This window comes from Arthrobacter sp. 05T423 (assembly GCF_056396245.1).
This window is the reverse complement of record NZ_JBFTLC010000017.1, coordinates 17,395-43,091: the sequence shown is the minus strand read 5'-3', so window position 1 is coordinate 43,091 and position 25,697 is coordinate 17,395. Positions and strand designations below refer to the sequence as shown.

The 25,697-nt window shown below is 65.5% G+C and carries 23 protein-coding genes; 8 read left to right on the top strand and 15 right to left on the bottom strand.

What is annotated here, in order from left to right:
* Window positions 1-615 precede the first annotated feature (615 nt).
* Together AC1DFE_RS13715 and AC1DFE_RS13710 are read left to right on the top strand one after the other, a co-directional pair.
* Window positions 616-1,554 (top strand): RNA polymerase subunit sigma-70, encoded by a 939-nt coding sequence (locus tag AC1DFE_RS13715; protein ID WP_476906424.1) that lies wholly within the window; start codon window positions 616-618, stop codon window positions 1,552-1,554.
* Between the two features lie 63 nt (window positions 1,555-1,617).
* Window positions 1,618-2,184 (top strand): dihydrofolate reductase family protein, encoded by a 567-nt coding sequence (locus AC1DFE_RS13710; protein ID WP_476906423.1) that lies wholly within the window; start codon window positions 1,618-1,620, stop codon window positions 2,182-2,184.
* A gap of 614 nt (window positions 2,185-2,798) precedes the next feature.
* On the opposite strand, the gene AC1DFE_RS13705 is transcribed toward AC1DFE_RS13710, so the two are convergent.
* The 11 genes from AC1DFE_RS13705 to AC1DFE_RS13655 form a co-directional block, all read right to left on the bottom strand.
* A complete protein-coding gene (locus AC1DFE_RS13705) occupies window positions 2,799-4,058 on the bottom strand; it encodes a cytochrome P450 (protein WP_476906422.1) in 1,260 nt (419 codons plus the stop codon).
* Between the two features lie 13 nt (window positions 4,059-4,071).
* Window positions 4,072-5,742 carry an FAD-dependent oxidoreductase gene (locus AC1DFE_RS13700; protein WP_476906421.1) on the bottom strand — a complete coding sequence of 557 codons (1,671 nt, stop codon included), beginning with the start codon at window positions 5,740-5,742 and terminating at the stop codon, window positions 4,072-4,074.
* Between the two features lie 363 nt (window positions 5,743-6,105).
* The gene (locus tag AC1DFE_RS13695) at window positions 6,106-6,288 is read right to left on the bottom strand and encodes a hypothetical protein (protein WP_476906420.1); all 183 of its coding nucleotides are present in this window, start codon (window positions 6,286-6,288) and stop codon (window positions 6,106-6,108) included.
* A 439-nt stretch (window positions 6,289-6,727) separates the two neighbouring features.
* Complete coding sequence (locus AC1DFE_RS13690; protein WP_476906419.1) at window positions 6,728-8,587, bottom strand: glycoside hydrolase family 15 protein; 1,860 nt, start codon at window positions 8,585-8,587, stop codon at window positions 6,728-6,730.
* Window positions 8,574-9,221, bottom strand: a complete 648-nt coding sequence (locus AC1DFE_RS13685; protein ID WP_476906418.1) for a hypothetical protein — start codon at window positions 9,219-9,221, stop codon at window positions 8,574-8,576. The genes AC1DFE_RS13690 and AC1DFE_RS13685 overlap by 14 nt, the downstream gene beginning before the upstream one ends.
* Window positions 9,222-9,246: 25 nt before the next feature.
* Window positions 9,247-10,002 carry a ZIP family metal transporter gene (locus AC1DFE_RS13680; protein ID WP_476906417.1) on the bottom strand — a complete coding sequence of 252 codons (756 nt, stop codon included), beginning with the start codon at window positions 10,000-10,002 and terminating at the stop codon, window positions 9,247-9,249.
* A gap of 88 nt (window positions 10,003-10,090) precedes the next feature.
* Window positions 10,091-11,197 (bottom strand): enolase C-terminal domain-like protein, encoded by a 1,107-nt coding sequence (locus tag AC1DFE_RS13675; RefSeq protein WP_476906416.1) that lies wholly within the window; start codon window positions 11,195-11,197, stop codon window positions 10,091-10,093.
* 3 nt (window positions 11,198-11,200) lie between these two features.
* On the bottom strand, window positions 11,201-12,991 hold the full coding sequence (locus AC1DFE_RS13670) for a thiamine pyrophosphate-requiring protein (protein WP_476906415.1): 1,791 nt from the start codon (window positions 12,989-12,991) through the stop codon (window positions 11,201-11,203).
* Between the two features lie 2 nt (window positions 12,992-12,993).
* A complete protein-coding gene (locus AC1DFE_RS13665) occupies window positions 12,994-14,649 on the bottom strand; it encodes a GMC family oxidoreductase (protein ID WP_476906414.1) in 1,656 nt (551 codons plus the stop codon).
* Window positions 14,646-15,287 (bottom strand): gluconate 2-dehydrogenase subunit 3 family protein, encoded by a 642-nt coding sequence (locus AC1DFE_RS13660; protein ID WP_476906413.1) that lies wholly within the window; start codon window positions 15,285-15,287, stop codon window positions 14,646-14,648. The genes AC1DFE_RS13665 and AC1DFE_RS13660 overlap by 4 nt, the downstream gene beginning before the upstream one ends.
* On the bottom strand, window positions 15,284-15,748 hold the full coding sequence (locus tag AC1DFE_RS13655) for a hypothetical protein (RefSeq protein ID WP_476906412.1): 465 nt from the start codon (window positions 15,746-15,748) through the stop codon (window positions 15,284-15,286). The genes AC1DFE_RS13660 and AC1DFE_RS13655 overlap by 4 nt, the downstream gene beginning before the upstream one ends.
* 91 nt (window positions 15,749-15,839) lie before the next feature.
* Here AC1DFE_RS13655 and AC1DFE_RS13650 point away from each other — a divergent pair, with 91 nt between their 5' ends.
* Window positions 15,840-16,340, top strand: coding sequence for a MarR family winged helix-turn-helix transcriptional regulator (locus AC1DFE_RS13650; protein WP_476906411.1), 501 nt, complete (start codon window positions 15,840-15,842; stop codon window positions 16,338-16,340).
* A gap of 133 nt (window positions 16,341-16,473) precedes the next feature.
* Here the strand turns inward: AC1DFE_RS13650 and AC1DFE_RS13645 are convergent, their stop codons facing one another.
* From AC1DFE_RS13645 to AC1DFE_RS13635, 3 genes are all read right to left on the bottom strand, one after another.
* Complete coding sequence (locus tag AC1DFE_RS13645) at window positions 16,474-17,436, bottom strand: aldose 1-epimerase family protein (RefSeq protein ID WP_476906410.1); 963 nt, start codon at window positions 17,434-17,436, stop codon at window positions 16,474-16,476.
* Complete coding sequence (locus tag AC1DFE_RS13640) at window positions 17,433-18,506, bottom strand: glucose 1-dehydrogenase (RefSeq protein ID WP_476906409.1); 1,074 nt, start codon at window positions 18,504-18,506, stop codon at window positions 17,433-17,435. Before AC1DFE_RS13640 ends, AC1DFE_RS13645 begins: the two co-directional genes overlap by 4 nt.
* A gap of 162 nt (window positions 18,507-18,668) precedes the next feature.
* Window positions 18,669-18,971 carry a DUF4193 domain-containing protein gene (locus AC1DFE_RS13635; protein WP_476906408.1) on the bottom strand — a complete coding sequence of 101 codons (303 nt, stop codon included), beginning with the start codon at window positions 18,969-18,971 and terminating at the stop codon, window positions 18,669-18,671.
* 611 nt (window positions 18,972-19,582) lie between these two features.
* On the opposite strand from AC1DFE_RS13635, the gene AC1DFE_RS13630 reads away from it, so the two are divergent.
* The 3 genes from AC1DFE_RS13630 (at window position 19,583) to AC1DFE_RS13620 (ending at window position 22,097) form a co-directional block, all read left to right on the top strand.
* Window positions 19,583-20,932, top strand: a complete 1,350-nt coding sequence (locus AC1DFE_RS13630; protein ID WP_476906407.1) for an MFS transporter — start codon at window positions 19,583-19,585, stop codon at window positions 20,930-20,932.
* 443 nt (window positions 20,933-21,375) lie between these two features.
* On the top strand, window positions 21,376-21,702 hold the full coding sequence (locus AC1DFE_RS13625) for a hypothetical protein (protein ID WP_476906406.1): 327 nt from the start codon (window positions 21,376-21,378) through the stop codon (window positions 21,700-21,702).
* 122 nt (window positions 21,703-21,824) lie between these two features.
* Window positions 21,825-22,097, top strand: a complete 273-nt coding sequence (locus AC1DFE_RS13620) for a hypothetical protein (RefSeq protein ID WP_476906405.1) — start codon at window positions 21,825-21,827, stop codon at window positions 22,095-22,097.
* A gap of 490 nt (window positions 22,098-22,587) precedes the next feature.
* On the opposite strand, the gene AC1DFE_RS13615 is transcribed toward AC1DFE_RS13620, so the two are convergent.
* On the bottom strand, window positions 22,588-23,490 hold the full coding sequence (locus tag AC1DFE_RS13615) for a hypothetical protein (RefSeq protein ID WP_476906404.1): 903 nt from the start codon (window positions 23,488-23,490) through the stop codon (window positions 22,588-22,590).
* A gap of 556 nt (window positions 23,491-24,046) precedes the next feature.
* Between AC1DFE_RS13615 and AC1DFE_RS13610 the strand changes: the two genes are divergently transcribed.
* Together AC1DFE_RS13610 and AC1DFE_RS13605 are read left to right on the top strand one after the other, a co-directional pair.
* Window positions 24,047-24,541 carry a hypothetical protein gene (locus AC1DFE_RS13610; protein WP_476906403.1) on the top strand — a complete coding sequence of 165 codons (495 nt, stop codon included), beginning with the start codon at window positions 24,047-24,049 and terminating at the stop codon, window positions 24,539-24,541.
* Between the two features lie 159 nt (window positions 24,542-24,700).
* Entirely contained in the window at window positions 24,701-25,666 is a 966-nt protein-coding gene (locus AC1DFE_RS13605; RefSeq protein WP_476906478.1) for a polysaccharide deacetylase family protein, read from the top strand.
* The last annotated feature ends 31 nt before the right edge of the window (window positions 25,667-25,697 follow it).

Here is a 25,697-nt window from a genome sequence, read left to right as displayed (position 1 = left end):
GAGCGGAAAGGGCCCGCAGGCGCGTGCGGCCTCACCTTCCCAGTCGCACGGTCCTGCTGAAGAGCTTGCTTGAGGTGAGTTGATGCGGCTGGAAGCTCCCACGGCTTTTCCAGCGGCGAACATTGCGGCGTCGCTCGAGAAGGATCGGTGATGCTCCGAAAGGAGCATCCACTTGTGGAATTCGACTATTCCATGGGCGCCGCAGTTGGTACCGGCTCCTGGGTCCGCATCTTTGTGCCTGATTACCGCCTCACTTACTCCTACTCCACAGGATCATCATGAAGCCGGATACAAAATCCACGGCCAATGGTTCCGGATCTGCACCGGCACATCATCGGATAGCGGGGCCAGTGCGTGTGCGGCTGGCAAGGGGAATTCTGGCTACGCGTCCTCTCACCCGGACCTGGACCCGCCGGTTCTCGACCTCGACCAGATTCCCGGCGCCGACCGCGCCGGACGAGATGTGGACTGCCTATGCGCAATGAGTACCGCAGTCGCCAGCCAGGGCTCGGCGTATGCCGATCATGCCGGTCCCGGCCCCGATGTTGTACTGCGCGGAGAAACGCCTTGGGAGTCAGAAGCCTTCCTGTCGGTTGGCTACGTAGCATTGGCTCTGTGGCTGACATTACAGCGGATGAGTTGGCGGGGTTGCGCAGGGGACTGATCGCTTTCTGCTATCAGATGCTGGGATCGCCCTTTGACGCCGAGGATTCTGCCCAGGACGTCATGGAGCGTGCATGGCGTGCCCGGGACTCATTTGATCCGGGGCGCGCCACGTTGGCCACCTGGTCCTTTCGTATCGCACGGAACGTCTGCATCGACCGGCTGCGTGAGGCACCGCGGCGCCCGCTGCCGCGCGACCTGCAGGATCCCGGGCTGGAGATCGGCTCACCCTTGGTGCCCGCCCTTGACGTCCCGTGGCTGATGCCGGCGCCAAGTGAGTGGTGCACAACCTCCGACGTCGAGGCATCCGTTGAACGGGCCCAGGACGTCAGGCTGGCGGTAACGGCGATGCTTCAGAGATTGCCGCCACGACAGCGCGGCGTCCTGGTCCTTCGGGACGTGCTGGGTTTCACGGCGGCGGAAACGGGCGAGGTGCTGGAGATGAGCGTGGCTTCGGTCAACTCCGCGTTGGTCCGTGCACGCGACGCGATTCAGAAGGGAGCGTCCCGGCGTCAGCCGCTGGCACCTGCTGTCGTTGAGCGGTATGCGCGTGCCATTGAGCGGGCGGATGCGGACGAGCTGGCGTCGCTGGTGGCCGAGGATGTCATCTTCGAAATGCCGCCGGTGCCGAACTGGTCGCGCGGACGGGAGCCCTATCGCGCCTTCATGGAACATCTGTTCTCGTGGCGCGGGACCGGGTGGCGGACGCGCCCGGTCTCCGCCAATGGGCAGCACGGCATTCTGCTCTACAGGGTGACGGCGCAGGCGTTGGAGCCGCACACCCTGCAGCTGTTCGACGGCGGTTGGTCCGGAGCGATCGGACATGTGCTCGTCTACCAGGATGCACGTCTCTTCGCTCTCTTCGAGAGCGGATTCTCCACACACCGATGAGTTCGCGTGCTGCGGACCGTATGAATGGGTGAAGCATTCATCTCTCAGCAAGGACCAGACATCATGGGACGGTTGATCGTTGTCCAGTTCATCACCCTCGACGGCGTCGTGGAGGATCCCGACGGAAGCGCCGGCACCGCAGGCGGCGGATGGGCCATGCGGTACGGCCCACAGGGTGTGGCCGGTGACAAGTTCCGCCTCGGCCCGATCCTTGAGCACGGCCTTCTGTTGTTTGGCCGCAGAACGTGGGAGCACTTCAGCACGCTGTGGCCAGCGCGGGATGACCCGTTCTCGCAGAGAATGAATGCGGCCGCCAAGGTGGTGGTCACCCACCAGCACCTCGATCCGGGGGTGTGGGCCAACTCAAGCCGGATCCCTGCACCGTTGGCCGACTGGGTGACGGGCACTTCACGGCTGCGTGACATCGTGGTGATTGGAAGCGGTTCGGTAGTCGCGCAGCTCGCGGCCGCTGGCCTCGTCGATGAGTACCGGCTGCTTACCTTCCCGATTGCGGTCGGCGCCGGTCGCCGGCTTTACCCCGACGGCGTTCAGCTGAGCCTCACCGCCGCGGAGCGCGTGGGGCCGGCGATCCTTGGCATCTATACGACCAAGGACGAGGCCGCCTCATGATCCGCGAGTTCGTCACAAATGAACACCAGAGGAAGCCAACGGCTTCGGGTAATGCTTCTGTACGGAACGGAGCAACCTGACGGGGATTCGATTGCCCCCAGACGAGGCTCGAGTACACCCTTAATTGATGACTAGGAAGTACGGGTGGTGGGTCGTGGTTACAAATGGCCTCGACCGCACCGCGGTCTGGATTGGAATGGCCGCTGGTAGGGCGCAAGCCGAAGCAATGGCCCTTTCCGGACCTCCGGGATGGTTCGTCCAGGAAGCCGATGGTGTGAGGCATTAACCCAGCACGTCGCCGAACTTGGGGAACATGGCACGGGTACAAACGATGGCCCGATCCCGAAAGCGGCCCGCTCAGCTCGTGGCGGGGCTGGCCCGGTTCGGGAGGTTCGGTTCCATCTGATCTGATTGCTCGTGGGGTTGGCGTCGGTGGCCTTTTTCAATGTCACGCCGAACGGGGCAGTCAGGGCGCCGGGCCTTGAGCGTCTGACGCTCTTCCAAGAGCCGCCGCGCTGAAGCGCCGGTGTCCCACGCTACCCACCTACACGGTGCCTGCGGGAAGTGCCTGAACACAAGCGGGCTCCCGGGACGACGAAAGGGCAGTCCCGGCCTCAGCGCGCGTTCCTTTCTCCTTGTGGCTGTTTCGTCAGGGCGGCGACGCCGTCAATGTCGACGGGCAGGTGCGATGGTCCGCGCAGAAACGGGCTCGGCCGGTATGGCGGCGGGTCGGCGACAAGCCGCGGGTTTTGCAGCCTGTTGGCAAAGGCGGTGAGGGCGATCTGGGCTTCGAGCCGGGCCAGGGGTGCTCCGAAGCAGATGTGGATGCCGCTGCCAAAGCCGAGGTGTTGGGTGTTGGGCCGGTCCGGGATGAAGATGTCGGGGTCGGTGACGTGGGCTGGGTCGCGGTTGGCTGCGGCGAGGAGCAGCGTGAAGGAGGCGCCTGCCGGGATGGTCGTGCCGTCGACGTCGATATCGTCGAGGGCTGTTCGGAAGGGAACGAAATGCACCGGAGGCTCATAGCGCAGCAGCTCCTCTACCATCGGAATGGCGAGGTCGGGGTCGTTGCGCAGTCTCTGGAGCTCGTGCGGGTGGCGGAGCAGTGTCAGTGCGCCGTTGGCGATGAGGTTTACGGTGGTTTCGTGTCCTGCTATGAGCAGGAGAAGTCCGGTGCCGACCAGCTGTTCGGCGGGCATCGGGCCTTCCGGGCCGTCATCTGCGGCCATCGCTGAGAGCAGGTCGTCGCCCGGTGTCTGCCGGTGGGCTTCGACCAGTTCTTCCATGAAGGAGCGTAGTTCTCTCCCGGCTTCGGCTCGCTTCTTCTGCTGTGTTTCGGGATCGAGTCCGGGATCGGTGGATTGCAGGGCGACGTCCACCCAGACCCGGAAGCGGTGTTCATCCCCGGGAGGTACGCCGAGGAGTTCACAGATCACGGCGACGGGCAGTGGGTATGCCAGGTCATCGACCACGTCGATCCTGCTGCGGCCGACCATGTTGTCGATCAGTTCGGTGACGATTTCCGTCATCCTGGGCTCCATCGCCGCGACCCGGCCCGGCGTTGTGGGTGGTCCGAAGTGGCGCATGGCGATCCGTCGGAACTTGTCGTGGTCGGGCGGATCCATGCTCAGGAACGTCGGAGTCATACCTTCACCGTCTCCGCCGGCCCCCGCAGCGGCTGCGGCCGGGTTGCGGCTGATGTCGGAGCTTACTCGTGGATCGTGCAATAGCGAGGTGATCGCAGCGTAAGTGCTGACGACGTAGGTTCCGTCCGCAAGTTTTGTCACCGGCGTCCTGCGGAGCTCAGTGTAAAACGGGTATGGGTTGGCCCTGTTGGAGTAGTGGAGGACCTGCTCCCAGGGGCTGGTGTGGGTCACGGTGGAGGCTCCTTTAGTCGTGAACGGTTTCTGCTGGCCTCCCCGACGGCGTGTCACCGGCTGCGGGGCGGGTCGATCTGGCGCGGCGTTCATTGGGATAGTGACCGGTCACTACGACGGTCGCATCCTGGGTGGGGCCGGCAGCGGGCCTGAACCTCGCGGGCACGGGTTGGGCATCGGTTGACTCGTCCACGTGGCGGAACGACGGAGGGAAGGCTGCTGCCTGCTCGATCAGCGGTTCGTAGAATTCGAGCCACTTGTTCTGGTTGAAGGCGACGGCCGCCACGATGCGGCCTTTGTACCCGTAGACGGCTACGAAGCGTTTCAGGGCCACGGATCCTTGGACTATGGCAACTTCGTCGGCGACCGAAGGGACCCCGACGCTCTTGATCTCGGTGCCGAACTGGACAGACCAGAATTTTGGGACCGCCAGGTGCGGCCACCGTTCGGTCTCGGGGCTGACCATGTTGTGGGCCGCTATTTCAGCCTGGGAGATGGCGTTGCCCCAGTGCTCGACGGCGAGGTACTGATACCCATACATCGGCTGCGGCGCGCGCGCGACGTCTCCGGCGACGAAGACATCATCGGTGACCAGGCCGTTGGAGTCGAACGCGCGGCAGCCGGCGTCGCAGGTGACGCCCCACACGCCGCAGGCCAAGCCGGAATCCGCCAGCCATTCGACATTGCGGACGGCGCCCAGCGCGGCGACCGCCACGTCGATTTCAAGCGTTGTCCCGTCTGACAGAACGGCCCGTCGCAGTTGTCCGGTGGCATCACCGTCAAGGGAAGTGACCCGGGTGCCGCAGCGCAGATCCACCCCCTTCTCGATCTGCAGCTCTGCGGCTATGGCCCCGATCGTGCCTCCGAGGGCGGCAACGAGCGGCGCCGGGCCAGCTTCCGCGACGGTGACAGGCAGGCCGAGGTCACGGCAAACGGAAGCGACCTCACAACCAATGAACCCCGCGCCGATGACGAGCACCCGTCGGGGTTGCCGGGCCAGGTGGTGCCGCAGCCTTGCGGCATCCTCCCGGGTGCGTAACGTCAGCACTCCGGTAAGGGCTGCTTCGGCAGCGTTGGGCCAGGGGCGGGCCCGCAGGCCCGTGGCGATCAGCAGCTTGTCGAATCCGATCCGGCTGCCATCGGCCAGGTGGAGTTGTTTCGCAGCCAGTTCAAGTCCCGTTGCCGCCACCCCCAGCCGCCATGTGGCGTCAATGTCGCGTCGGCGTGGCAACGAGGTGCCTTCGGACCCCGCCGGCCCGGACAGGCGCTGTTTGGACAAGGGCGGCCGGTCGTACGGTTCGTGCGGTTCCTCCCCGACCAGCGTCAGCGAGCCGGTGAACCCTTCCTCCCGCAGCCGCTCTGCTGCGTGCAGCCCCGTCAGTGATGCGCCAACGATCACGATCCGTCCCGTTTTCTTGAACGTTCCCACGCTGTCCCCGGCGGTGTCAGCCATTCCTGGCCGTGGGTTCGAGGGCAGCGACCGGGTTTGCCCGTCCATCTGTTCGAGTCCGATGGCCTGAACCGGACAGGCCGCGGCGGCCCGTCGGATCCGGGTTCGCTGCTCCCCGGCAGGGTCCGCGTCGTACGTTAGCGCCTCGTCCCCCTGGATCGAGAAGACGTCCGGAGCGAGGAAGGCGCACTGGGCGTAGCCCTGGCATTTGTTGAGATCAACGACGATCCTCATGCCGTCTTCTGCCTCCTTCCGGCTTTCGTCCTGGCGTGGGCGCCTCGCCCGACCAACCCGGTCCCCAGGCCCTCACGAGGGTTGACGGGTGAGGCGGGCCAGGGGTTGAGAATCCGATGAAGTCGAGATGAGTCTAGGCCGGGGGCCAGCGAAGAGAAAGAGCGTGCAGCCACCATTTATTTGCATATGCTGCTCATTGCATTGAGTGCATTAGTGTGTGCTTTTCGCGCTGACGAGGGCGCTTATCCATGAGCATTTCTGTGCGGTCCTGTGCTCAGCAACGTCATGGCTGGCGCCCTCCTGCGGACCTGCAGGGACTCTGGGTGCTGCGGTTCGCCCCGGAGGGGCGACGGGCTGGCGGGATCAGTTGCGGGCCCCCGGCCCAAGTTCGCACTGTTCAGTGCGGAACAACACGGCGCCCAGGGCCGCCTGAGCCCATTCCATGGCCGGTGTTCCAGGCATCGCCAGATTGACGAGGCCGCCGATGATCCGCAATGCGCCGAACACGCCCATCAGCTGGGCCGAGGATCCGGCCGCCGTGGTCAAGTTGACCGATAGAGCACGGGCCCGAGGGGCAGGCGCACGCTCTGGGCCTACTGCCATGTGCCTGCCAGCTCCACAGTGGACATGGGTGAGGCGATCATGGAACAGCTGGAACGCTTGGGCCGGGATTCCGGGGCCTGGTGATCGGGCGCAAGGTCACGACGGCGGCAGACCTGGCGGCGTACGACGAGAACTAGCAGTGCGGTGATTTGAGTGCGGTTCGGCTTGGCGTGCGGGGCCTGCTGCAGCGGCCGGTGGTTTCCCCTGTATCCCGGCGTATCCGTGCCCGGGAGTCTGCTTCTGATCTTCTTCGACCCTGCCCGGCCCCGGCCCGGGGTTTCGGGCATGCCGGGTTTTCATGTCGCAAGGGTTGGACTTCGGTACATGTTTGGTCTGGACGATCCCGCGCTGGGTTTCAGCTAACAAAGTCACGACTTCTAACTCATCCAACATCAGTCTTTGTCGTGGGTGTGTTCCTTGTCGGCTGGCGGTCGTGGTCGGGGTGTTTGGGGCGGGGAATGGGGGTGTCGCTGTGATGGGCGCGGCCGTGGTGCAGCTGTAGGGCGCAGTGGACGAGGGGAAAATGGCTGAAAGCCTGCGGGGTGTTACCCAGTTGCCGGTGGGACCGGGGGTCCCATTCTTCGCTGAGCAGACCGACGTCGTTTCTTAGTGAGAGCAGGCGTTCGAAGAGTTCGACGGCCTCGTGGTGGCGGCCAATGCCCAGCAGCGCGTCGGCGAGCCAGAAGGAGCAGGCGAGGAAGACGCCTTCTGTGCCAGGCAGTCCGTCGTTGCTGGCCTCGGGGCGGTAGCGGAGGACGAAGCCGTCGTCGGTGAGGTTCTTTTGGATGGCGTCGACGGTGCCGGTGACCCGGGGGTGGTCGTGGGGCAGGAATCCGACGCGGGGTATCAGGAGCAGGCTGGCGTCGAGTTCGTTGCTGCCGTAGGACTGGACGAAGGTGTTCTGTTTTTCGTTGAAGCCGTGGGTCATGACGTCGGTGTGGATGGTGTCCCGGAGAGCGGCCCATCGCTGGTGCGGACCAGGGAGCCCGGATTGCTCGATTCCTTTGACCATCCGGTCTGCGGCGACCCAGGCCATGACCTTGGAGTGGGTGAAGTGGCGGCGGGGGCCGCGCATTTCCCAGAGCCCGTTGTCGGGCTGGTCCCAGGCGCCTTCGAGGAAGTCCATGAGTGCGACCTGGATGTCCCAGGAGTCGTCGACGGTCCCGGGAGGTGCGGCGGCGCGGGTCAGGGAGAGTCCGTCGAGGACTTCGCCCCACACGTCCAGTTGCAGTTGTGGGGCGGCGGCGTTTCCGGTGCGGACCGGTTTGGAGCCTTCGTAGCCTGCCAGCCAGGTCAGTTCGGTTTCGGGCAGCCGGCGGGTGCCGTCGAGCCCGTACATGATCTGCAGGTCCGCGGGGTCGCCGGCGATGGCGCGCAGCAGCCAGTCGCGCCAGGCAGAGGCTTCCTCGGTGTATCCGCCGGCGAGCAGGGACTGCAGCGTGAGTGTCGCATCGCGCAGCCAGCAGAAGCGGTAGTCCCAGTTGCGGGTGCCCCCGGGGTCTTCGGGTAGGGAGGTGGTGGCGGCGGCGACGATCCCGCCGGTGGGGGCGTAGGTGAGTGCTTTGAGGGTGATCAGGGAACGTTCGACGGCGTCCTTGTACTTCCCTTCCATTTCACAGCGGCTGATCCATTTTCGCCAGAACTCTTCGGTGGACGTCAGAGCGCGGACGGCCTCGGTCCGTTCCGGCGCGGGGCGGTAACTGTGCGCCCAGCGCAGGACGAACGGCACGCATTCGCCGGCGCGGATGGTGAATTCGCTGACGGTGCGCAGGTCCCGGCCTTCCAGGGGCGCCGCGGTGGTGAGGTAGGCCGCGTCCGGTCCCGCGACGGCGGACAAGCCGTGTTCGTTGTGCCGAACCCAAGGCACGATGCGTCCGTAATCGAAACGCAGGCACAGTTCCCCGTACATGGGCACATTGCCGCTGAGACCTTCGACGATCCGCACGATGGTAGCTCCGTCATCGCGCACGGGCATGAAGTCGGTGACTCTGACGCTTCCGTCGTCGGTGTCCCATTCGGTCTCCAGGATCAGCGTGCCGGGCCGGTAGCGCCGGCGGGTACAGTCCGCTGCTCCCGCGGGGGCCAGCAACCAGCGCCCGGCTGATGGGGAATCCAGCAGGGCCGCGAAGCAGGACGGAGAGTCGAAATTCGGCAGGCACATCCAGTCGACAGATCCGCTGCGGCCGATCAATGCGGCCGTGTGCAGGTCGCCGATGATTGCGTAGTCTTCAATTCTGGCCATTACTGCCATTCCTGGTGGTGCTCGGATCCGAAGACCCCGGTTTGGTGTCCGGGTGCCGAGTGGACGCACGGGTGGCGAGGACCACCACGACGGCGGCTGCAACAAGCGCCGCCACGGCCAAGGCCGCGCCCTGCCCGCGTGCCCTCCGGGTTACGGCGCGGGAGTGCCCCCGCCCGCCCGGGTCCGCGCCAGCGAGGGCGACGTCGTCGCCGTGTATGTCCCAGTCAGCCGGTGCGGGAAAAATCCCGGGCGGCAACGTCTCCTGCCGAAGCTGCCGGCGGGAGGCAAGCTGGCGCCGCACGTCTTCACTCGGGGCGGGCACTGCTCCCTCCGCTGCCAGTGCGGCGGGGAGGTCGATGATGTAAGGCTCACCATAGAACGCCGCCGAAGCCACCGATTCCAGCCAGGTGTTGGGCGGGGCCTCAACGCCGCGGCGGGCGAATGCTGAGCGGAGCAGTTCCAGAATGTCATCCAGGCTCTTGCCCTCTGCGTCGCGGGTGACCTCGAAAATGGCCGACTGGAGCTGTGCCTTCACATCCGCCGTAGGGTCCGTGGCGCCGGGGTCCTGTCCGGTGGGGTCAGTGCTAAGCGGTTCTGCATAAGCCGGATCCGTATTACTTGGATTGGTGCTCATGGGCTTCCTTTCAGTCATATCGGCTTCAGCTTCCGACCTGGTCGATTGTGAAGGCCGCCAGGAACCCTGCGGCGGCGATCAGTCCGGTGAGGAGATGGTGCTCTTCGAAGGCCTCCGGGATCATGGTGTCTGCGAGCATGGCCAGGATCGCACCCGCAGCCACGGCCGTGATGAAGGCAACGACGCCGCCAGGTGCGTCCTGCAGGACAACGAACCCGATCAGGGCGGCAAGGCCCGAGAGCACGGCGATTCCCACCCAGACTCCGAAGACATATTTTGCGCTGCGGCCGGCTCTTTTCATGCCGGCGGTGCTGGATAGCCCCTCGGGGACGTTGGAAATGAACACCGCGGCCAGCATGGCCGGGCTCACGGCCCCGGCAGTGACCAGGCCGACCCCAAGAACGACTGATTCCGGCACGCCGTCCAGCAACGCCCCCACGGCTATGGCGGTCCCGCTGCCCGGTTTTTCCTGCTCCGAGGGCTGCTTCCCGCCCGAGCGCTTGCGGTGCTTGGCGCCCTTGCTGGCCAGCAGCGCATTGGCCGCGACATACACACCGGCGCCTGTGGCGAACCCGCCGATAGTCGGCCAGAGCCCGCCGCCGTTAACCGCCTCTTCCACGAGTTCAAAGGACAGCGCCGAGATCAGGACGCCTGCACCGAAGGACATGACAGAGGACACCACCTTGGAAGGAATCTTCCATTTCCAGGCCAGGCCGCAGCCTACCACGAGCGCCCCACCGGCGATGGTGCCCCACATCCACGCCTGCAACCACGCCGGCATCACGCACCTCCCGCCGTCGTACGCCCGTTCGGCTTGGTCCTCTGGATCTTCACAAGGGGGTCCTTTCCTCTTTGATTCCGGCGCCGCATCAGCGGACCCGGTAGTCCGCAGCATCGGCGCTGCGCAGGGCCAGCCCGTTGCCGGGTTCTACTCCGGGCCGTACCCATCCGCCGTCCGGATCAAGCGTTCCCTCGAAGAACAGGTTCTCGATGCGCACATGGTCGTGGAACCATTCCAGGTGGCGGAAGTTCGGGATGGCGGCGGCGACGGCGACGCTCAGGTGCGGCGCGCAGTGCCCGGAGACCTCCAGGCCGTGGGCGGCAGCCACGGCGGCGACGCGCAGCCATTCGCTGATGCCTCCGCACCGGCTCACGTCCGCCTGAAGACAGTCCACCGCGCTGGCGGTGCAGAGGCGCTGGAAGTAGAACAGGCCGGTGCCGTATTCGCCGGCGGCCACGTCTGCCTCGACGGCCCGCCGTACTGTGCGCAGCCCGGCCAGGTGGTCGCTGGACACCGGCTCCTCGAACCAGGTCACCTGCTCCTCTGCTGCCGCCCTCAGCACCCGGATGGCCTGTTTGGCGGTGTATGCGCCGTTGGCGTCAACGAACAGTTCGGTGTCCGGGCCGATCGCGGCACGGGCCTGGCGGATGCGGGCCAGGTCCCGTGGCATGTTGGTTCCCCCGTCCTCGCCGATTTTAATCTTCACGCGGGGAATGTGTTGGCCCTGGGCCCAGCCCTCCAGTTGGTCCCGCAGCTGGTCCTCCGTATAGGTGGTGAACCCGCCGCTGCCATAGACAGCCACCCTGTCCCTGACCGCTCCGAGCAGTTTGTGCAGCGGCAGCTCCAGCAGGCGGGCCTTCAGGTCCCACAGTGCGCAGTCGACGGCGGAGACAGCGTAGGATGCCAGCCCTGTGCGGCCGGGGTTGCGTACCGCCCGGGCCATGGCCGCCGCTGCTGCCGGTACGTCCACTGCGTCGATTCCGTGAACGGCGGGGCCGAGCAGTCCTTCGACCAGATCCACTGCCGCCGGAGGGGCGTACGTCCAGGCGAGCCCGGTCTGCCCGGCTGCAGACACTTGGACCAGGACCATGGTGGTGGATTCCCAGCTGAAGGTCCCGTCGGCTTCGGGGGCGTCGGTGGGCACGGTGTAAGCGGCGGCGGTGACGGCTCTGACGGGGGCCTCCGGGACGGCCACGGCTCAGCCCTCCTTGTGGGGGAGGAATTCCTGGACCTTCGTCTTGACCCCTTCCTTGAGTACGCCCCAGGCGCTCTCATCACCTTTGGCCAGGGCCTTGGCGGTGTTGCGGGCCTGCTCCAGGGTGGAGTGCGGGGGGATGGGCGGGATGTCCGGGTCGGTGTGGACATCCAGGACGGTGGGCCTGTCTGCGGCGAGGGCCTTCTCCCAGGCCGGTCCGACGTCGTCGGGGCTCTCAACGGTGATGCCCTGCAGTCCCAGGCTTGCGGCGAATCCGGCGTAGTCGACGTCGGGCAGGGCCTGTGATTCGCGGAAGGCCGGGACGCCGCCCATCGCCCGCATTTCCCAGGTGACCTGGTTCAGGTCATTGTTGTGCAGGACGGCCACTACCAGGCGCGGGTCTGACCATTCACGCCAGTAGTGCTTGACCGTGATCAGCTCCGCCAGCCCGTTCATCTGCATGGCGCCGTCGCCGGCAAACGCGATGGCTGGGCGCCCGGGGTAGGCGAATTTGGCTCCGATGGCGTAGGGAACCCCTGGCCCCATGGTGGCCAGGTTGCCCGAGAGGGAGCCGCGGACCCCGCCGTGGAACTTCAGCTGCCGGGCGTACCAGTTGGCGGACGATCCGGAGTCGGCGCTGAGCATGGCATCGGCGGGCAGCCTCTTGGACAACTCGGCGAACAGCCGCATCGGGTTGACCGGGTCGGCACTGACCATCGCCTCGTCGTGCATGGTTTCCCACCACCGGCTGATCTTGTCCTGCAGATCCTCCTGCCAGGACCGGTCCCCTCTGCGCTCCAGATGCGGAATCAGGGCCCGGAGTGCGGTGGCGGCGTCCGCGACAATGTTGAACTCGTTCGTGTAGCGCAGGCCGATCATCTTCGGGTCGACGTCGATCTGCACGCCGCGGGCCTGCCCCGGCTCCGGGAGGAACTGGGTGTAGGGGAAGCTGGAGCCGATGGTGAGCAGGGTGTCGCAGCCGCGCATCATCTCGTAGCTTGGTCGGGTGCCGAGCAGGCCGATGGACCCCGTGACATAGGGCAGGTCGTCGGGCAGCGCGTCCTTGCCCAGCAGGGCCTTGGCTACGCCGGCACCGAGCAGCTCGGCCACCTCCTGCACCTCCGCGGCCGCACCCCGGGCACCCTGGCCGATCAGGATCGCCACCTTTGAGCCCTCATTGAGGAGTTGGGCGGCGCCGCGGATGGCGTCGGCGTCCGGCTGGATATCGGGCCACCGCACTCCGACGCTGGAGGGGACCATCTTGAAATCGTGCGTCGGAGCGGCGTAATCGAGTTCCTGGACATCGGCCGGAATGATAACGGCAGTCGGAGCCCGCTGGGCCTCGGCGATCCGGATGGCCCGGTCGATCACGTTGGGCAGCTGCTCGGGAACGGTGACCATTTGGACGTAGTCGGAGGCGACATCCTTGAACAGGGTCAGCAGGTCCACCTCCTGCTGATAGGAACCGCCCATGGCGCTCCGGGCGGTCTGGCCCACGATGGCCACGACCGGGACGTGGTCCAGCTTGGCGTCGTAGAGCCCGTTGAGGAGGTGGATGGCGCCGGGGCCGGAGGTGGCCATGCACACGCCGACCCGGCCACCGAATTTCGCGTAGCCCACCGCTTCGAAGGCAACCATCTCCTCGTGCCTGGCCTGGATGAACTTGGGTTGGTTCCCTGCCCGGCCGAACGCGGCGAGGATGCCGTTGATGCCATCGCCGGGAAACCCGAAGACCTTATCCACCCCCCATTCACCCAGCCGGGAGAGGAGGTAATCAGCCACTGTAATTGCCATGATCATTCTTCCTTCGTGCTCGTCAGGACGCCGCTCCGGGCGTTTTTGGTCAGGACCGCCGCCGTACGGGCCGCCAAGGCCATGATGGTCAGGGCCGGGTTGGCACTGCCCTGGGTGGGCAGCACGCTGCCGTCGGTAACCAGGAGGTTTGGTACGGCAAAGCTGCGGCAGTTCCGGTCCACCACACCGGCGTGCTCGGTGACGGCCATGCGGGCCCCACCGACCAGGTGGGCATACCGGTTGATGGTTATGACCTCCTCCGCGCCGGCGGCGGTCAGGATTTTCTCCATGGAATGCTGCGCGGCGGACATCAGCTGCCGGTCGTTTTCGCACTGGCTGTAGCTGAAGCAGGCTATAGGCGTGCCGTTGCGGTCCGTTTCGTCCGCTAGCGTCACCCTGTTCTGCTCGAGGGGAAGGAACTCACAGAGTGCGCCGAGGCAGGCCCAGTGCGGGTAATCGCTCATGTAACGGCGAAGGTCGGCGCCCCAGTGTCCCTGCGCGGCCACGTGCTCTGCCCACGTGATCGGCAGCGGGGAGACGCACTGGATGGAATATCCGCGCTTATAGAGTTTGCCGGGATCGGTTTCGTAGAAGTCCTCGGTGCTGGCCTCCGGGGGAGGGGCCTTCCACATCCGCACCTCGGACTGGAAACGCCCGGCCGTTTGTGGTGCCCCCTGGACCATCAGGTACCTGCCCACCTGGTCAAAGTCGTTGCACATCCCCTCCGGGAACCTGGCGGAGGCCGAGTTCAGCAGCAGCCGGGGCGTCTCGATCGAGTAGCCGGCCACGGCCACCAGCCGGGCGCGCTGAAACCGTTGCGTGCCATGGTGGACGTACTCGACGCCGGTCGCCAGCCCCGTGCGTTCGTCGAGTCCAATCCTCGTGGCCATCGAATCGGGGCGGATTTCCGCACCGTGGGCGAGGGCGTCAGGGACGTGGGTAATCAGGGGGGAGGCCTTGGCGTTGACCTTGCAGCCCTGGAGGCAGAACCCCCGGTAGATGCAGTGCGGCCGGTTGCCGAAGCGCCCGTTGGTGATCGCCACCGGCCCCACCTTCGCGGTGATGCCGCAGGCCCTCGCCCCCCGCAGGAACAGTTCCCCGTTCCCGGAAACCGGATGCGGCCGGTGCGGGTATCGGTGCGGGTCGCCCCACGGCCAGTCTTCGCCGGATACCGGCAGTTCCGCCTCGATGTCCTCGTAGAACGGCCGCAGGTCGAGGTATTCCAGCGGCCAGTCGGCGCCGACCCCGTCAGCGCTAAAGGTGTGGAAGTCGCTGGGGTGAAAACGCGGCGTGTACCCAGCGAAGTGAACCATCGAACCGCCCACGCCCCGGCCCGAATTGTTCGATCCTAGCGGCACGGGATCGGCCCCGGCGATGACGCGTGGCTCGGTCCAGTAGAGGTGGTGGGAGCCGGCTTCGTCACTGACCCAGTCCTTCTCCGGGTCCCAGAACGGTCCGGCGTCCAGGGCCACCGCTCTCCACCCCGCGCGTGCCAGGCGCTGTAGCAGCGTAGCGCCCCCGGCTCCGCAGCCCACGATGACGATGTCCACTTCATCCCGCTCGTCGTACCGGCGCATGTCCCGGCGCAACTGGGTGTTGCTGCCGGGCCCGGCAGGCAGCAACCAGGCCGATTCGTTCCGTTCGCGCAGGCCGCTCACCGGTCTGCCCCATGGGTAGGATCGGCGCCGGGACGGACGTCCCGAACTTCGAAGGGTTCCAGCCGGTCCAGACCCAGGTTCTTGTAGCCTCGCGGGTAGGCCGGGCCTGCGAAGCCGATCTCGTCCCACGCAAGGGGATGGGAGTAGAAGGCGGTACACGCGTACCTGGTCCACAGGCTCCACACGCGGTCCGCCGGTAGGCCGCGCCAGCGGTCCCGGTCCAGGTCACAGATGTCCTGCAGCAGCCGGGCCTGCTTTCCCGGATCGAGCAGTGCGAAGGTGCAGTCTCCGCGGGAGAGGGCTTCCCGGTCCAGGGCGGCAAGGGAGGCCCGCCAGGCTTCGCCGTCCTGTGGCATGTTGTCATAGTGCCACCCGTCGGTCTCCTCCTCCGCCAGCCGGGCGTCCACCATGTTCACCACAGGAACACGCTGTTCCCCGTGCTGGTCCAGCAGCAGGTCGAAGAGGGCACGGGCGGCGGCCTCTTCGGAGGGAGTGAAGAAGCGGATGTCCGGAGGAAGCCCCATTCGGGATCCGACGACTGCGGCGGTGGCGCGGTCCCAATGTCGGGCCTGGGCAAGGGTGCTAAATCCGGGGTAGCGGCCCCCGCCGTCACCCCGGTCCAGGGGCAGCCCGGTCACGGTTCCCGCCTCAGGACTGCGGCCAGCACGCCCATCCCGCCGACCAGTGTGACCAGCAGCGGCGCGAACAGCGGCGGGCCCATCTCGACGTTGTAGCGCAGGTTGGACAGGCCGCCAGGTTTCTCCCTGATACCCCGCAGGTGCAGCCAGGTTCCCTGCAGGCCGTTAATGATGATGGCGGCACTTGCCAGCGGCAGGGCCGTCTTGGCCATCCGGCGGCTGAACACCCCCGCTACGCCTGCGGCCGCGCCCACCGGCCCCAGGGCTACCGGGACCCACATCCACTTGTTCCCGAAACTGGCTTTGTCGTGCTCCAGGTAAATCTCTGCGGCCGTGACCAGGGCCCCGGCGGCCGTCAATGCTGATAAAGAGCGTTCGAAGCGGCCTGTCTGCACGTTTCGGATCAACCTGTCGATTCCGCTCAACGTGGCGGCCGCATCTTTTGCCTGTGGCGTCTTCATGACTCTCCTTCTCCGCCCTGCGGCGGTCCCTCAATCGACTGGAGTTGCGCAACCTTTGCAGGACAGCAACTATCAGAGGAAACTGGTGCTTATGGATACATCTGCCGTTTCAGACGCGCTGCCGGGGCCTGTCAGCCGGGAAGTGGAAGCCGTGATGGGGGCCGCCGACGTGCTGCTGCGGGTGGCAGCCCAATCCGTAGCGGAGGTCGAGGAGACTGTAAGTACCCCGCAGCTGCGGGTCCTGGTGCTCATCCAGTCCCGGGGGCCGCAGAATCTGGGCGGAGTGGCGGCCGAACTCGGGGTCCACGCGTCCAACGCCACCCGCATCTGCGACCGCCTGGTCGTCGCCGGCCTTCTGGAACGCCGCGAAGACCCAGTGGACCGCCGGTACATTCGGCTGGAACTGACCACGAAGGGGAGAAGCCTGGTGCGTTCCGTACTGGAGCACCGGCGGCAGGCCATTGCCGAAGTGATCTCACGGATGCCTGCCGGTAAGCGGCCCGCGCTGGCATCTGCGCTGGAAGCCTTCGCAGCCGCCGCGGGCGGCCCTGGCACCTCTGACGGCCGCTTTACATTAGGAGCCGGATCCTGAAACGGCCAGCGCCAAGAATGGCAGCACATGTGTTAATCTAAGCGCACTAGTTGCGCATCCGCAATAGTTTCGCAACTCAACGCGATGCGATCTTGGGACGGGGAGACCAAGCCGACGGGGGAGACCGCGCCGATCAGAGCAAAGGATGCGGGCTGATGCCCCACTCGCACGTATGCGACTCCCCGGGGTGCAGGATGATCAGGCCTTCCCCCGAGTTGAACGCATCGGGCGCGCAGGTCATAGGCTCGACCCCCATCCCGGTCCGCCGGCGTTCCGGTTGGGGCAGGGTGTCGCCGGTAAAAATTTCCAGGTAGGAGTACCCCTCATCGACCCACAGCTCCACCCACATGGCGCGGTCCGGGTGCGCAAGTTTCACCCGCGCCCGTCCGTCCGCCCCGCGGAGCAGGTCGGTGTAGGCAACGTCGATGTGACGGCCTCCGAGCTGCTGAATCTTGCGCAGGTCGTACTCCGTGCCGTCCACCGACGCGTGGCCGGTAGGGATGCCGGCCGCGTCCACCGGCAGGTATGTGCGTCCGGGCACCTGGACTAGCCCGTAGTCAATGACCTCAGACCCCAAACGCAGGTAGGGGTGCGCCCCGGTTCCGTAGGGGCACGGTTCAGGGCTGCGGTTCACGGCGGTGGTTCGCACGCTCAAGCCCTTATCGCCCAGGTAATAATCCAGTCGGCAATCCAGGACCCAGGGCCACCCCTGGCAGGCATGCAGGGTATAGCCGAAGGAGATAGTGTCTTCCCTATGTTCGATGAGCTCCCAGTTGCGCCATCGGGTCAACCCGTGGATGGCGCCGCCCTTCTCGGGTTCGCTGAGGTCAAGCTGCAGCCGCTGGCCCTCCCACTCGTAGTTGCCGGCACGGATCCGGTTGGGCCAGGGGATGAGAGATTGTCCCCTGGCGCCGGTGCACATCTCATCCGGCCCGTAGCCGTCCAGGAGAGGCCGCCCGTCCACGAGGTAGTCCCGTAACGCACCGCCGACCTCGGTCAAAAGCGCGTGTTGCCGGCCAAGGTGAATTTCGTACTGCCGCCCGGACGGAAGCCGGTCTCCTTCCTTGGTTTCCGGGCGCCCAGAGACTGCAGTCATGACCGCTCGTTTGCGCCGGCGCCGGCCCCCTGGAGGTCCAGGACGACCTTGACGTCATCGGGCTGATGCTCAAAAGCGCTGGCGAAGTCTTCCAGTGGCACCCGGCGGGTGATCAGGCGGCGCAGCCAGCTCTCGTCGGCCTCGGTGAGCGCCTTCGCCGCGGCGTCGTAGTGGCGGCGGTTGGCGTTGACGCTGCCGAAGACCACACCGTTGCTGAGCACCGCCTGCCGGTTGAGCGCGCCGACGTCCACCCCCGTCTGCTTTCCGGTGCCGGATACTCCGGTCAGGCACGTGATGGCGTCCGGCGCCCGGCAGGTAAGGACATCCAGAACCACTGAGGCCACCCCCGTGCACTCGACAAGGACATCTGCACTGATCTGCGAATCCGGCAACGGTTCACTGTGATAAGTGGCGCCCAGGCTGCGGACCAGATCAGGTTTCGGACCGCTTGTCACTACGTCGAATACGTGGACGTCCAGTCCCTGCTGAACGCCCAGCAACGCTGCAAGCAGGCCGACAGGACCGGCGCCGGTGACAACTGCCGTCCGGGGGCTGAAGAATGCCCGCTGCCCAATACGCCCGATCTGTTCCCAGGCTTTCGCCACAATAGTTGTTGGTTCCAGTAGGACTCCGACGTCGGACAGTGCCGGGTCCAGCTTCACGATGGCCTTTGGCTCAGCCCGCCACCGTTCCCGGGCAAACCCGTCCACTCCCTTGATCCCGTGCTCGGTGTAGCCACCGTTCAGGCACATGTCCCATTCCCCGGCCGCACACGCTTCGCAGGGCTCGGGGTCAGGGCGGCGAACGATACCCACGACGAGGTCACCTTCGGCCAGTCCCGAACCGTCAGGAGCTTCAAGCACCCGTCCCAGGTTTTCGTGTCCGAGCACCAGGTGGTCGTGGCCGGGGGGTGCTTGCCCGTACTCGGCGGCGACTATTTCCGTGTCAGTCCCACACAGACCCACTGCCAGCGCCTCCACGAGCACCGGACCCTCCTGGGGGGCCGGGTCGGGGACCGTGAGCAGCCGGAGCGACTGCTCTTTGCCAGGAGTAACTGCCAATGCGCGCATCGTCTCTCCTCCATAAAAACGCCGTCACTGGTCAGTGTCGCGCACTAGTTGCTTAAACGCAACGGCCCGAGGTATGGTGAGCCGTGATGCCACGCGGCTACACGACAGTCCTCCCGGGAATGAGGGGAACAATTCAGTCCGGGCCGAAGGGGGGAACTCCCGTCAGCCTTCGCACTCCCGGCAATATCCGTAGCCGTCCTGCTCCCGGACCAATTGCGAGCGGTGGCGGACCAGGAAGCAGGAATGACAGGTGAATTCGTCCGCGGCCTCGGGAACTACCTGGACTGTAAGTTCCTCAGCCACGATTTCACCGCCGGGAACGCCAAGAGCCTCAGCATCCTCAGGTGCGTCGAGTTCACGTACCACACTGAGCGCGTCGGGCGCGTTGGCGGACTTCAGCGCCTCAAGAGACTTATCCTGTGATTCCTTAACCTCGGTACGCAGCTCGTCGTAATCAGCGGCCATGACCTGCCCCTCCACTTCCCTGGTGATCCACCCGTGTACAACGAATCCGAGACCACCCTGGTTCCCAAAGGATGCTGGCGCAGGGGGGGCCGCCTTTGCGGCTAGGGTGGGCCAAGGGCGGATCAGTTCGAGGTCGAGCCAGTATCCGAGCACCAGTTTGTGGTGCGGGCACGCACTGACGCCGGAACCATAGAGTCCTGGTTCCACTGTGTTGGCATTCTTTGCGGAGGGCTGCACAGACGGCTTCCTGTCTCTTGCTGAGCTTGGGCTGTTTGCCGCGGCGCCGCCCTTTGCTTTGACCAGCGAACAAATGCATATCTCAACAGCCATTGGTTGGTCGGCAGCCAAGACCGCGAGCCGCAGGTGAAATCGGAGATAAAGGCGCCCAAGGACGTAACCCTTGCATGATCGCAACAGTTGCGTTTGAATAAAAGCAGTGGTTCGCGGGTGAGGACCGCCGGCGGCGGCCGGATTCCACCACCAGGTCGGCTCCACCCGCGAAGTCCTGCTCGTTCCGCCCCCGGCGGAAAGCGGCCCCGCCGGGGGCTCGCGGGAGAGCAACAGCGTGCTGGGGCGCGGTCTGGTCGGCATATCGCGAAGGAGCAATTCCGATGGCACACAACGTCACGTCAGCACCGGCAGTGGGCAATGCCCGATGGAAGCGGTTGATCCCCGTCGCAATCGTCGTCTACATCATCTCGTTCATGGACAGGACCAATATCGGGTTCGCCCTCAACGGACTCCACCAGGACCTGGGCATCGACGCCGCCCAACAGGGGCTGGCCGCCGGCATCTTCTTTATCGGCTACCTCGTCCTGCAGATACCCGGCGGTTACCTCGCCGAGCACTGGAGTGCGAAGAAGTTCGTCGGCATCATGGTGCTCATCTGGGGTGTGCTGGCCATCCTTTCCGGATTCATCCAGGACTTCACCCAGCTGCTCGTGGTGCGCTTCTTCCTCGGCGTCGCCGAGGCCGGAATCTGGCCGGCGATCCTTGTCCTCATCAGCCACTGGTTCCCCGCCGCTGAACGGGCACGGGCCTACGCGTTCTGGATGATGAACATCGCCATCGCCTCCATCATCACCGCGCCGCTCTCCGGATGGATCCTCTCCTTCTCAGACTGGCGGTGGCTGTTCATCATCGAAGGCATCTTCCCGTTCGTCATCGCCGCACCCCTGTGGTGGGCCCTGATCGCAGACCACCCCCGTGAAGCCTCGTGGTGCTCCGTCCAGGAGCGCGAGTACATCGAGAAGGGACTTGCTACCGATGCTGCAGCGCATCCCCAGCAGGAAAGGCTCGGCCTCCGCCACGTTATGTCCAATTCAGTGGTGTGGCGACTGACCCTGGTGTATTTCCTCATCCAGATCGGCTTCTACGGCATCAACATCTGGCTCCCTCACGTGATCAAGACAATCACCTCCGGGTCCTCCGTCGAAGTTGGCCTGATCACCGCGATTCCCTACGTACTGGCGATGTTCGGCCTCTGGTACAACGCCAAGGCAGCCGACCGCTCCGGCCGCTACTCCACCCATGTCCTGCTGTCGATGGCCGTCGGTGCGGTTGCCCTGGTGATCTCGGTGGCAACCGGGGACAACCTTCCGTTCCTCGCAGTCACCCTCATCAGCATCGCCGTCGCCGGAGCCCTGGCCTACGACGGTCCCTTCTGGGCTTCCGCGTCCCGTGCGATGCCGGTGGCCGTGGCTGGAACCGCTATGGGACTGATCAATGCGGTAGGCAATCTCGGCGGATTCGTCGGACCCTACGTGGGAGGGTATCTGCAGGACCTGACGCACGGCAGCTTCCTTGCCACATCTATCTTCCTGGCATGCTGTCTGTTAGCTGCCGGCCTTGTGATGCTAAGCCTGCGGCGCGGCGGTGACAGGCCACTGGAAGCCGCCCAACTGCCGGAGGGACAGTCCGCACGGACGCACGGAGAAACATACACGAAGAAGACTCCCTGACAGTCCGCCTGCAACTGCGCGCCGTACCGGTGGGCCCCGGGCTGAGTCCCGGAGGCGGCGCGGGAGATCCTGGTGACCGCAGGGGCGACCGTACCCGGGGCCGCCGGGACAGGCTTGGCTGCCGGAGCCTGCCTTGACAGGCCACGGCGAACGGCAGTTCGCCGATGCCTTGGAGGACCCGACACAGCTTGCGGCCCTGAAATTGAGCACGGTTCAAGGCCCCCGGCCCCGTCGGCGTATCGGGCCGCTGGCGCAAGAGCCACGGTCAGAACAGAGGAAACTGAGTTGTTAACCAGATTCAACCGGACGTCCGGGAACATCCCCCGACACTTCCGCCTCGATGATGAGCATCAAATCACTTCAGGTCGGCGTTTAGCTCTTTACGCCGGCTCGCTCGTACTAGGCTTGGCGGCGGCGTCGTTGTTCTTCCGACCCTCGGAAACGTGCTGCACAGTGTTGGTATTGCCAGTGTTGACAGGCCGCTGATGAATTGGTTTGCCAACCATCGCACCCTTGCGGCCACGGCCGCCATGACTTTTCTGCCCACGGTGTTCGGCCCGGTCGTTCTGCCCGTCGTCGTTCTCATCGTCTTAGCTATTTGGGCCCTCCTGTGGCGTCGCCTTTGGCGTCCTTTGCTGCTGGCTGGAACAATGATCACCGGGGTGGTGCTCACGGAGATCACCGCACATCTTGTTGGCCGGTCCCGGCCACCGTCGACGCTGATGATGCTCGGCCCGGATCCCACCTCTTCATTCCTTCGGGGCACGTAGTCGCAGCTTCAAACTTTCTGCTCGTTGGCGCCTAGCTGGTCGTATCACGTCATTCCCAAGTCTTTCGGAAAATTGTTGCCTTCGCCGCTGCCGCCGGGCTGGTCGCGGAGGCGGCGAGCCGCTTGTATCTGGGATACCACTGGTTCACCGATACGGTGGGGTCGGTTTGTTTATCTTTGGTCCTCCTGGCGACCGTGATAGCCCTTGACGCTCTCCATGCCCGGAGTTACGACGCAGGAAGACCCGGGGGTGGCACGCGCACTTTTGCTACGGAGCCCGGAAAGGGATTCCCCGTGAAAAGAGAGAAGAGTCCCCTCGCGGCGATCCTGGGGTTGTGCGCCGCGCTACTCTTGTCGGGCTGCTATGCCCCTGCAGAGGGGACCAGAACCGAGTAGCTGTGGGGTCAGACCTCGACTTCGCCGGCCTCGAGTTGCGTGCATCAATGGACTCGAGTAGCCACTGGGTGGCAAGGGTGCAGCTGAGGCGGAACATCTGCCCTTCGTTAGTGTTCTGGCTTGTCAACGCCGGACACCCCTGAAAGAGGGTCGGGCCGTTCGTTCCTCGGGTGAGTTGCTGGACTCGCGATGGTGAATCTAGGTGTGCCGTGGGTGCCACCGACGGCACTTTTCTGTCCTGGTTGACAGGTGATGGGAGGGTGGACACCGGGGTCCGCTCAGTGGCACGGGCTGGCTCCAGATCGTTCTCCGCTGGCACCTCCGTCATAGACCCAGTGTCGTCCAAAATCAGCCAAACGGGCCCGCCAGGTAGTAAATCCCAAGGCCTTCGGCCCGGACCTGGGGCGACGAGATGAACCGAATCGATGCACTGAACAGTGGCCCGCATGACAACCGGTAGGGATGACAGGGTCCGGAACCGTTTGTCGGGCTAATAGAAGCGCATGGGTGATAGCGCGCGGGGCGGACCCAGCGGATCCGGCGCTTGCGGCGGTTGCCGCGGTCTCGGCGGTGGTGCTGGAGGCCTCGGGGGGAGGGGGACGCATGGGTAGTCGTAGTCGAAAGGTCCCGCGGTGAATTGTGCCAGGGCAACGATCCCGGCAGAGGTGAGCGGCGAGGAGGAACAGTAGGCGCGCGCGGTGGCTTTTGAGGTTGCCCCGGCGATCCAGCTCTTGAGTTTGTTCAAGTTGCTGCCGGGATCAAGCGTGCCGGTGATTTCGCCGAACTGGTAGGTGGTGGAATAGATGCCTACTTCTGCGCCGATGCTCTGCAGATATGCGGTCATGCCCTCCAGGTCTGCGGTGTTGGCTATCAGGTCGGGTGACCAGCTGTTCCCGGTTTCCACATCCAGCCACCACAAACGGTGTTTGGCATTGGGGACGCCTCGGACGTTCACGTCGTCATACGCCATGGCGTACCCGTAGATGTAGGCACAGGCCGCGGTTTCGGTGCCGTTGCACATCCCATAGGGGTTGCTGACGCCTGTGCCCCGATAGGCGTTTGATGTGGGCCACCATGAGGCCGTTGCGGATCCAGGGTTGGCTGCATTGACATATAGCGCGACGGGTGCCACTTTGGCCGGATCTGATGTGCTGGCCGCCCACGCCAGTTGGGTGGCCAGGCAGGGATTGGTGGTGTTAGGCCGCCCGCCGTTCACGCCGATGACGGCAAATCCCCGGAGTTCCGGAAGGTCACTGCCGCACTGGGGCCAGGAGATGTCGTTGCCCAGCACGGTGCGGTCCGGCGGTGGGGAACCCGCCGCGGTTGCCGCGCTGGCCGGGGTAACCTGCCAAGTGAACAACAGGCAGGCGGCAATGACTTTTGCTGCTTTCATCGGAGCCCCGGCGGCCGTGTGGTGAGAACTGCCGTAGTCACTGGGCCGGGAAGCAATTCGCCGCCGGGGATGTACCCGGCTCCGGCGAAGGGCCCTGCCCGTGATAAGTAGCGTGCTGAAAAGGCGCAAGGAGCTGCGAAAATCCATCCGTGCCTCCTCCCCCTAGAGCCCAGACCGTGGTGACAACTCCGACGCTACGCAGGGCAGCGTGGGAAAACCTTGGCCCACGAGGGCTATTGGTCCCCGGGACCGCACTCGAATTAGTGGCCCGCCTGGTAGCGCTGGCGGTGCGCTGGGCGGAAACGCCGCCGGATAAAACAAGGATGATGCGTCGTAGTGTCGGGTACTGAAGTGGGGGGCGCTCATTTCTGGTTGGGATCCCGGCTTTCGGGCCAGCCAGTCCGGGCAGGCGGTGCTCGGCACCGAGGTACTTGTGGTCGAGTGTGTGCGCGGAAGGGGTCGCCCGTCTCACCGCGGAACAGTACTACGTTGGGAGCACGCCAGATACATCTCTAAGGCGATGCACATACCGCGGCTGGCGCGTAGCGTGACTGGCATGACAACCAACATGAATTCTGCTCCCGGGTTCGCCTCGAACCGCAGGCGGCGCGCAATAGCGGCGCTGATGGTCGTCGAGGCACTCTCCCTGGCGGCGATCTCGGCGCTGCACCTTTCCGGCGCGATCCGCGGCGGCACGAAACCCTACAACCCTGAAGCCGCCGGAATCGCCGAAGCGGTCATCGGCGTCGTTCTCACCGCAGGAGCCGTCGCTGCCATGAGCAGCCCGAAGCACGGACGCACTGCTGCGCAGGCTGCGACTGGCTTCGCCATAGCTGGCTTCATAGTCGGCCTGACATTTACCATCATCGGCGGCCAACCCGTGGACGTGGCGTATCACGCGACAGTGCTTCCCTTGCTGATCCTCACCCTGGTTCTGTCGGTGCCCAAACCCTGGGACGCGGGCGTCGGAAGAGACCTGGGTCCTGAGCGCCGCGACAACAGGAGCCGCCGAGTCTTCAGGAGCCGAGTCTTCAGGAGGGGCCACGCCTAGCAGATCAAGGTAAAGACCGGCTCGACGCCGGTCTTGGCGATGTGGGCGAGCAGTTCGGCCGAGGTATTGTCGGCGTCCCAGCTGGTGCGGCGCCACGCGTAACTCCTGCGGAATTCGGGCCGTTCCGGCTTTGCGCTTAGAGTATTTTGTGTGACCCCGATGCTGCGCTCCGACTCGGCCCTGGGTGATGACTCGCCCGCCGGCCCGGTACCCAAGCTCTCTTCCCCCGTTCCACACCGCCGCGCCTTCGTGCTGGCAGGCCTTGCGGCTGCCCTTTCCGCCTGCGCACCCGCAACTGCGCCCAGCGCCACGGAGTCGGCACAGCCCTCGGACCGGCGGCACCCTGGGACACCCGGCCGCGTGCAGACCGACCCCGCCACCGCGTTGCCGGCCGAGCGCGCCCGCGTCGTCAAGAGATTCGGCGCCGCGGCCCCGCACTATTGGGGCCTGGAGGCGCCGGGGGTGCAGCTCCGGACAACGGCCCTCAACGCCGTCGCGCTGACCTTCGACTGTTGTGGCGGCCCCGGAGGGAACCGCGTGGACAAGGACCTGCTCGACTTCCTGGAGCGCAATGACGTCGCGGCGACATTTTTCCTCAATTACCGCTGGGTGCACGCGAACAGGGGCGCCGCCGGGCGCCTTATCGCCAACCCCCTGTTCGAGGTCGCCAACCACGGGTCAGCACACCGGCCGATGTCGGTAAGCGGAAGGAGCGCCTACGGAATCGCCGGCACGCAGGACGCCGGTTCCTGCTTCGACGAGGTGAGCATCAACCAGCAATACCTGGCTGGCCTGATGCCCAAACCACCACGCTATTTCCGGCCGGGCACTGCCTTTTTCGACGACGTCGCCGTGGAGATCACCAAGGCGATGGGGTTGCTTCCCGTGGCCTTCAGCGTCAACGGCGACGGCGGCGCGACCTTCCCGGCACCGACGGTCGCGGCTGAAGTATCCAGAGCAGCAGCAGGGGACATTGTCATCGCGCACGCCAACCACCCCCACAGCGGCACCGCCGACGGTATCAAAGCCGCCGTTCCCTTGCTGCGGCGGCGCGGACTGACCTTTCTGCGCTTGTCCGACGTGGCCCCTGCCCCTGCTTCGGTTCCCGCCCAGGCGGAGAGTTGAGCGTCGGCGGCCGGGACATCTACTGCTAAAG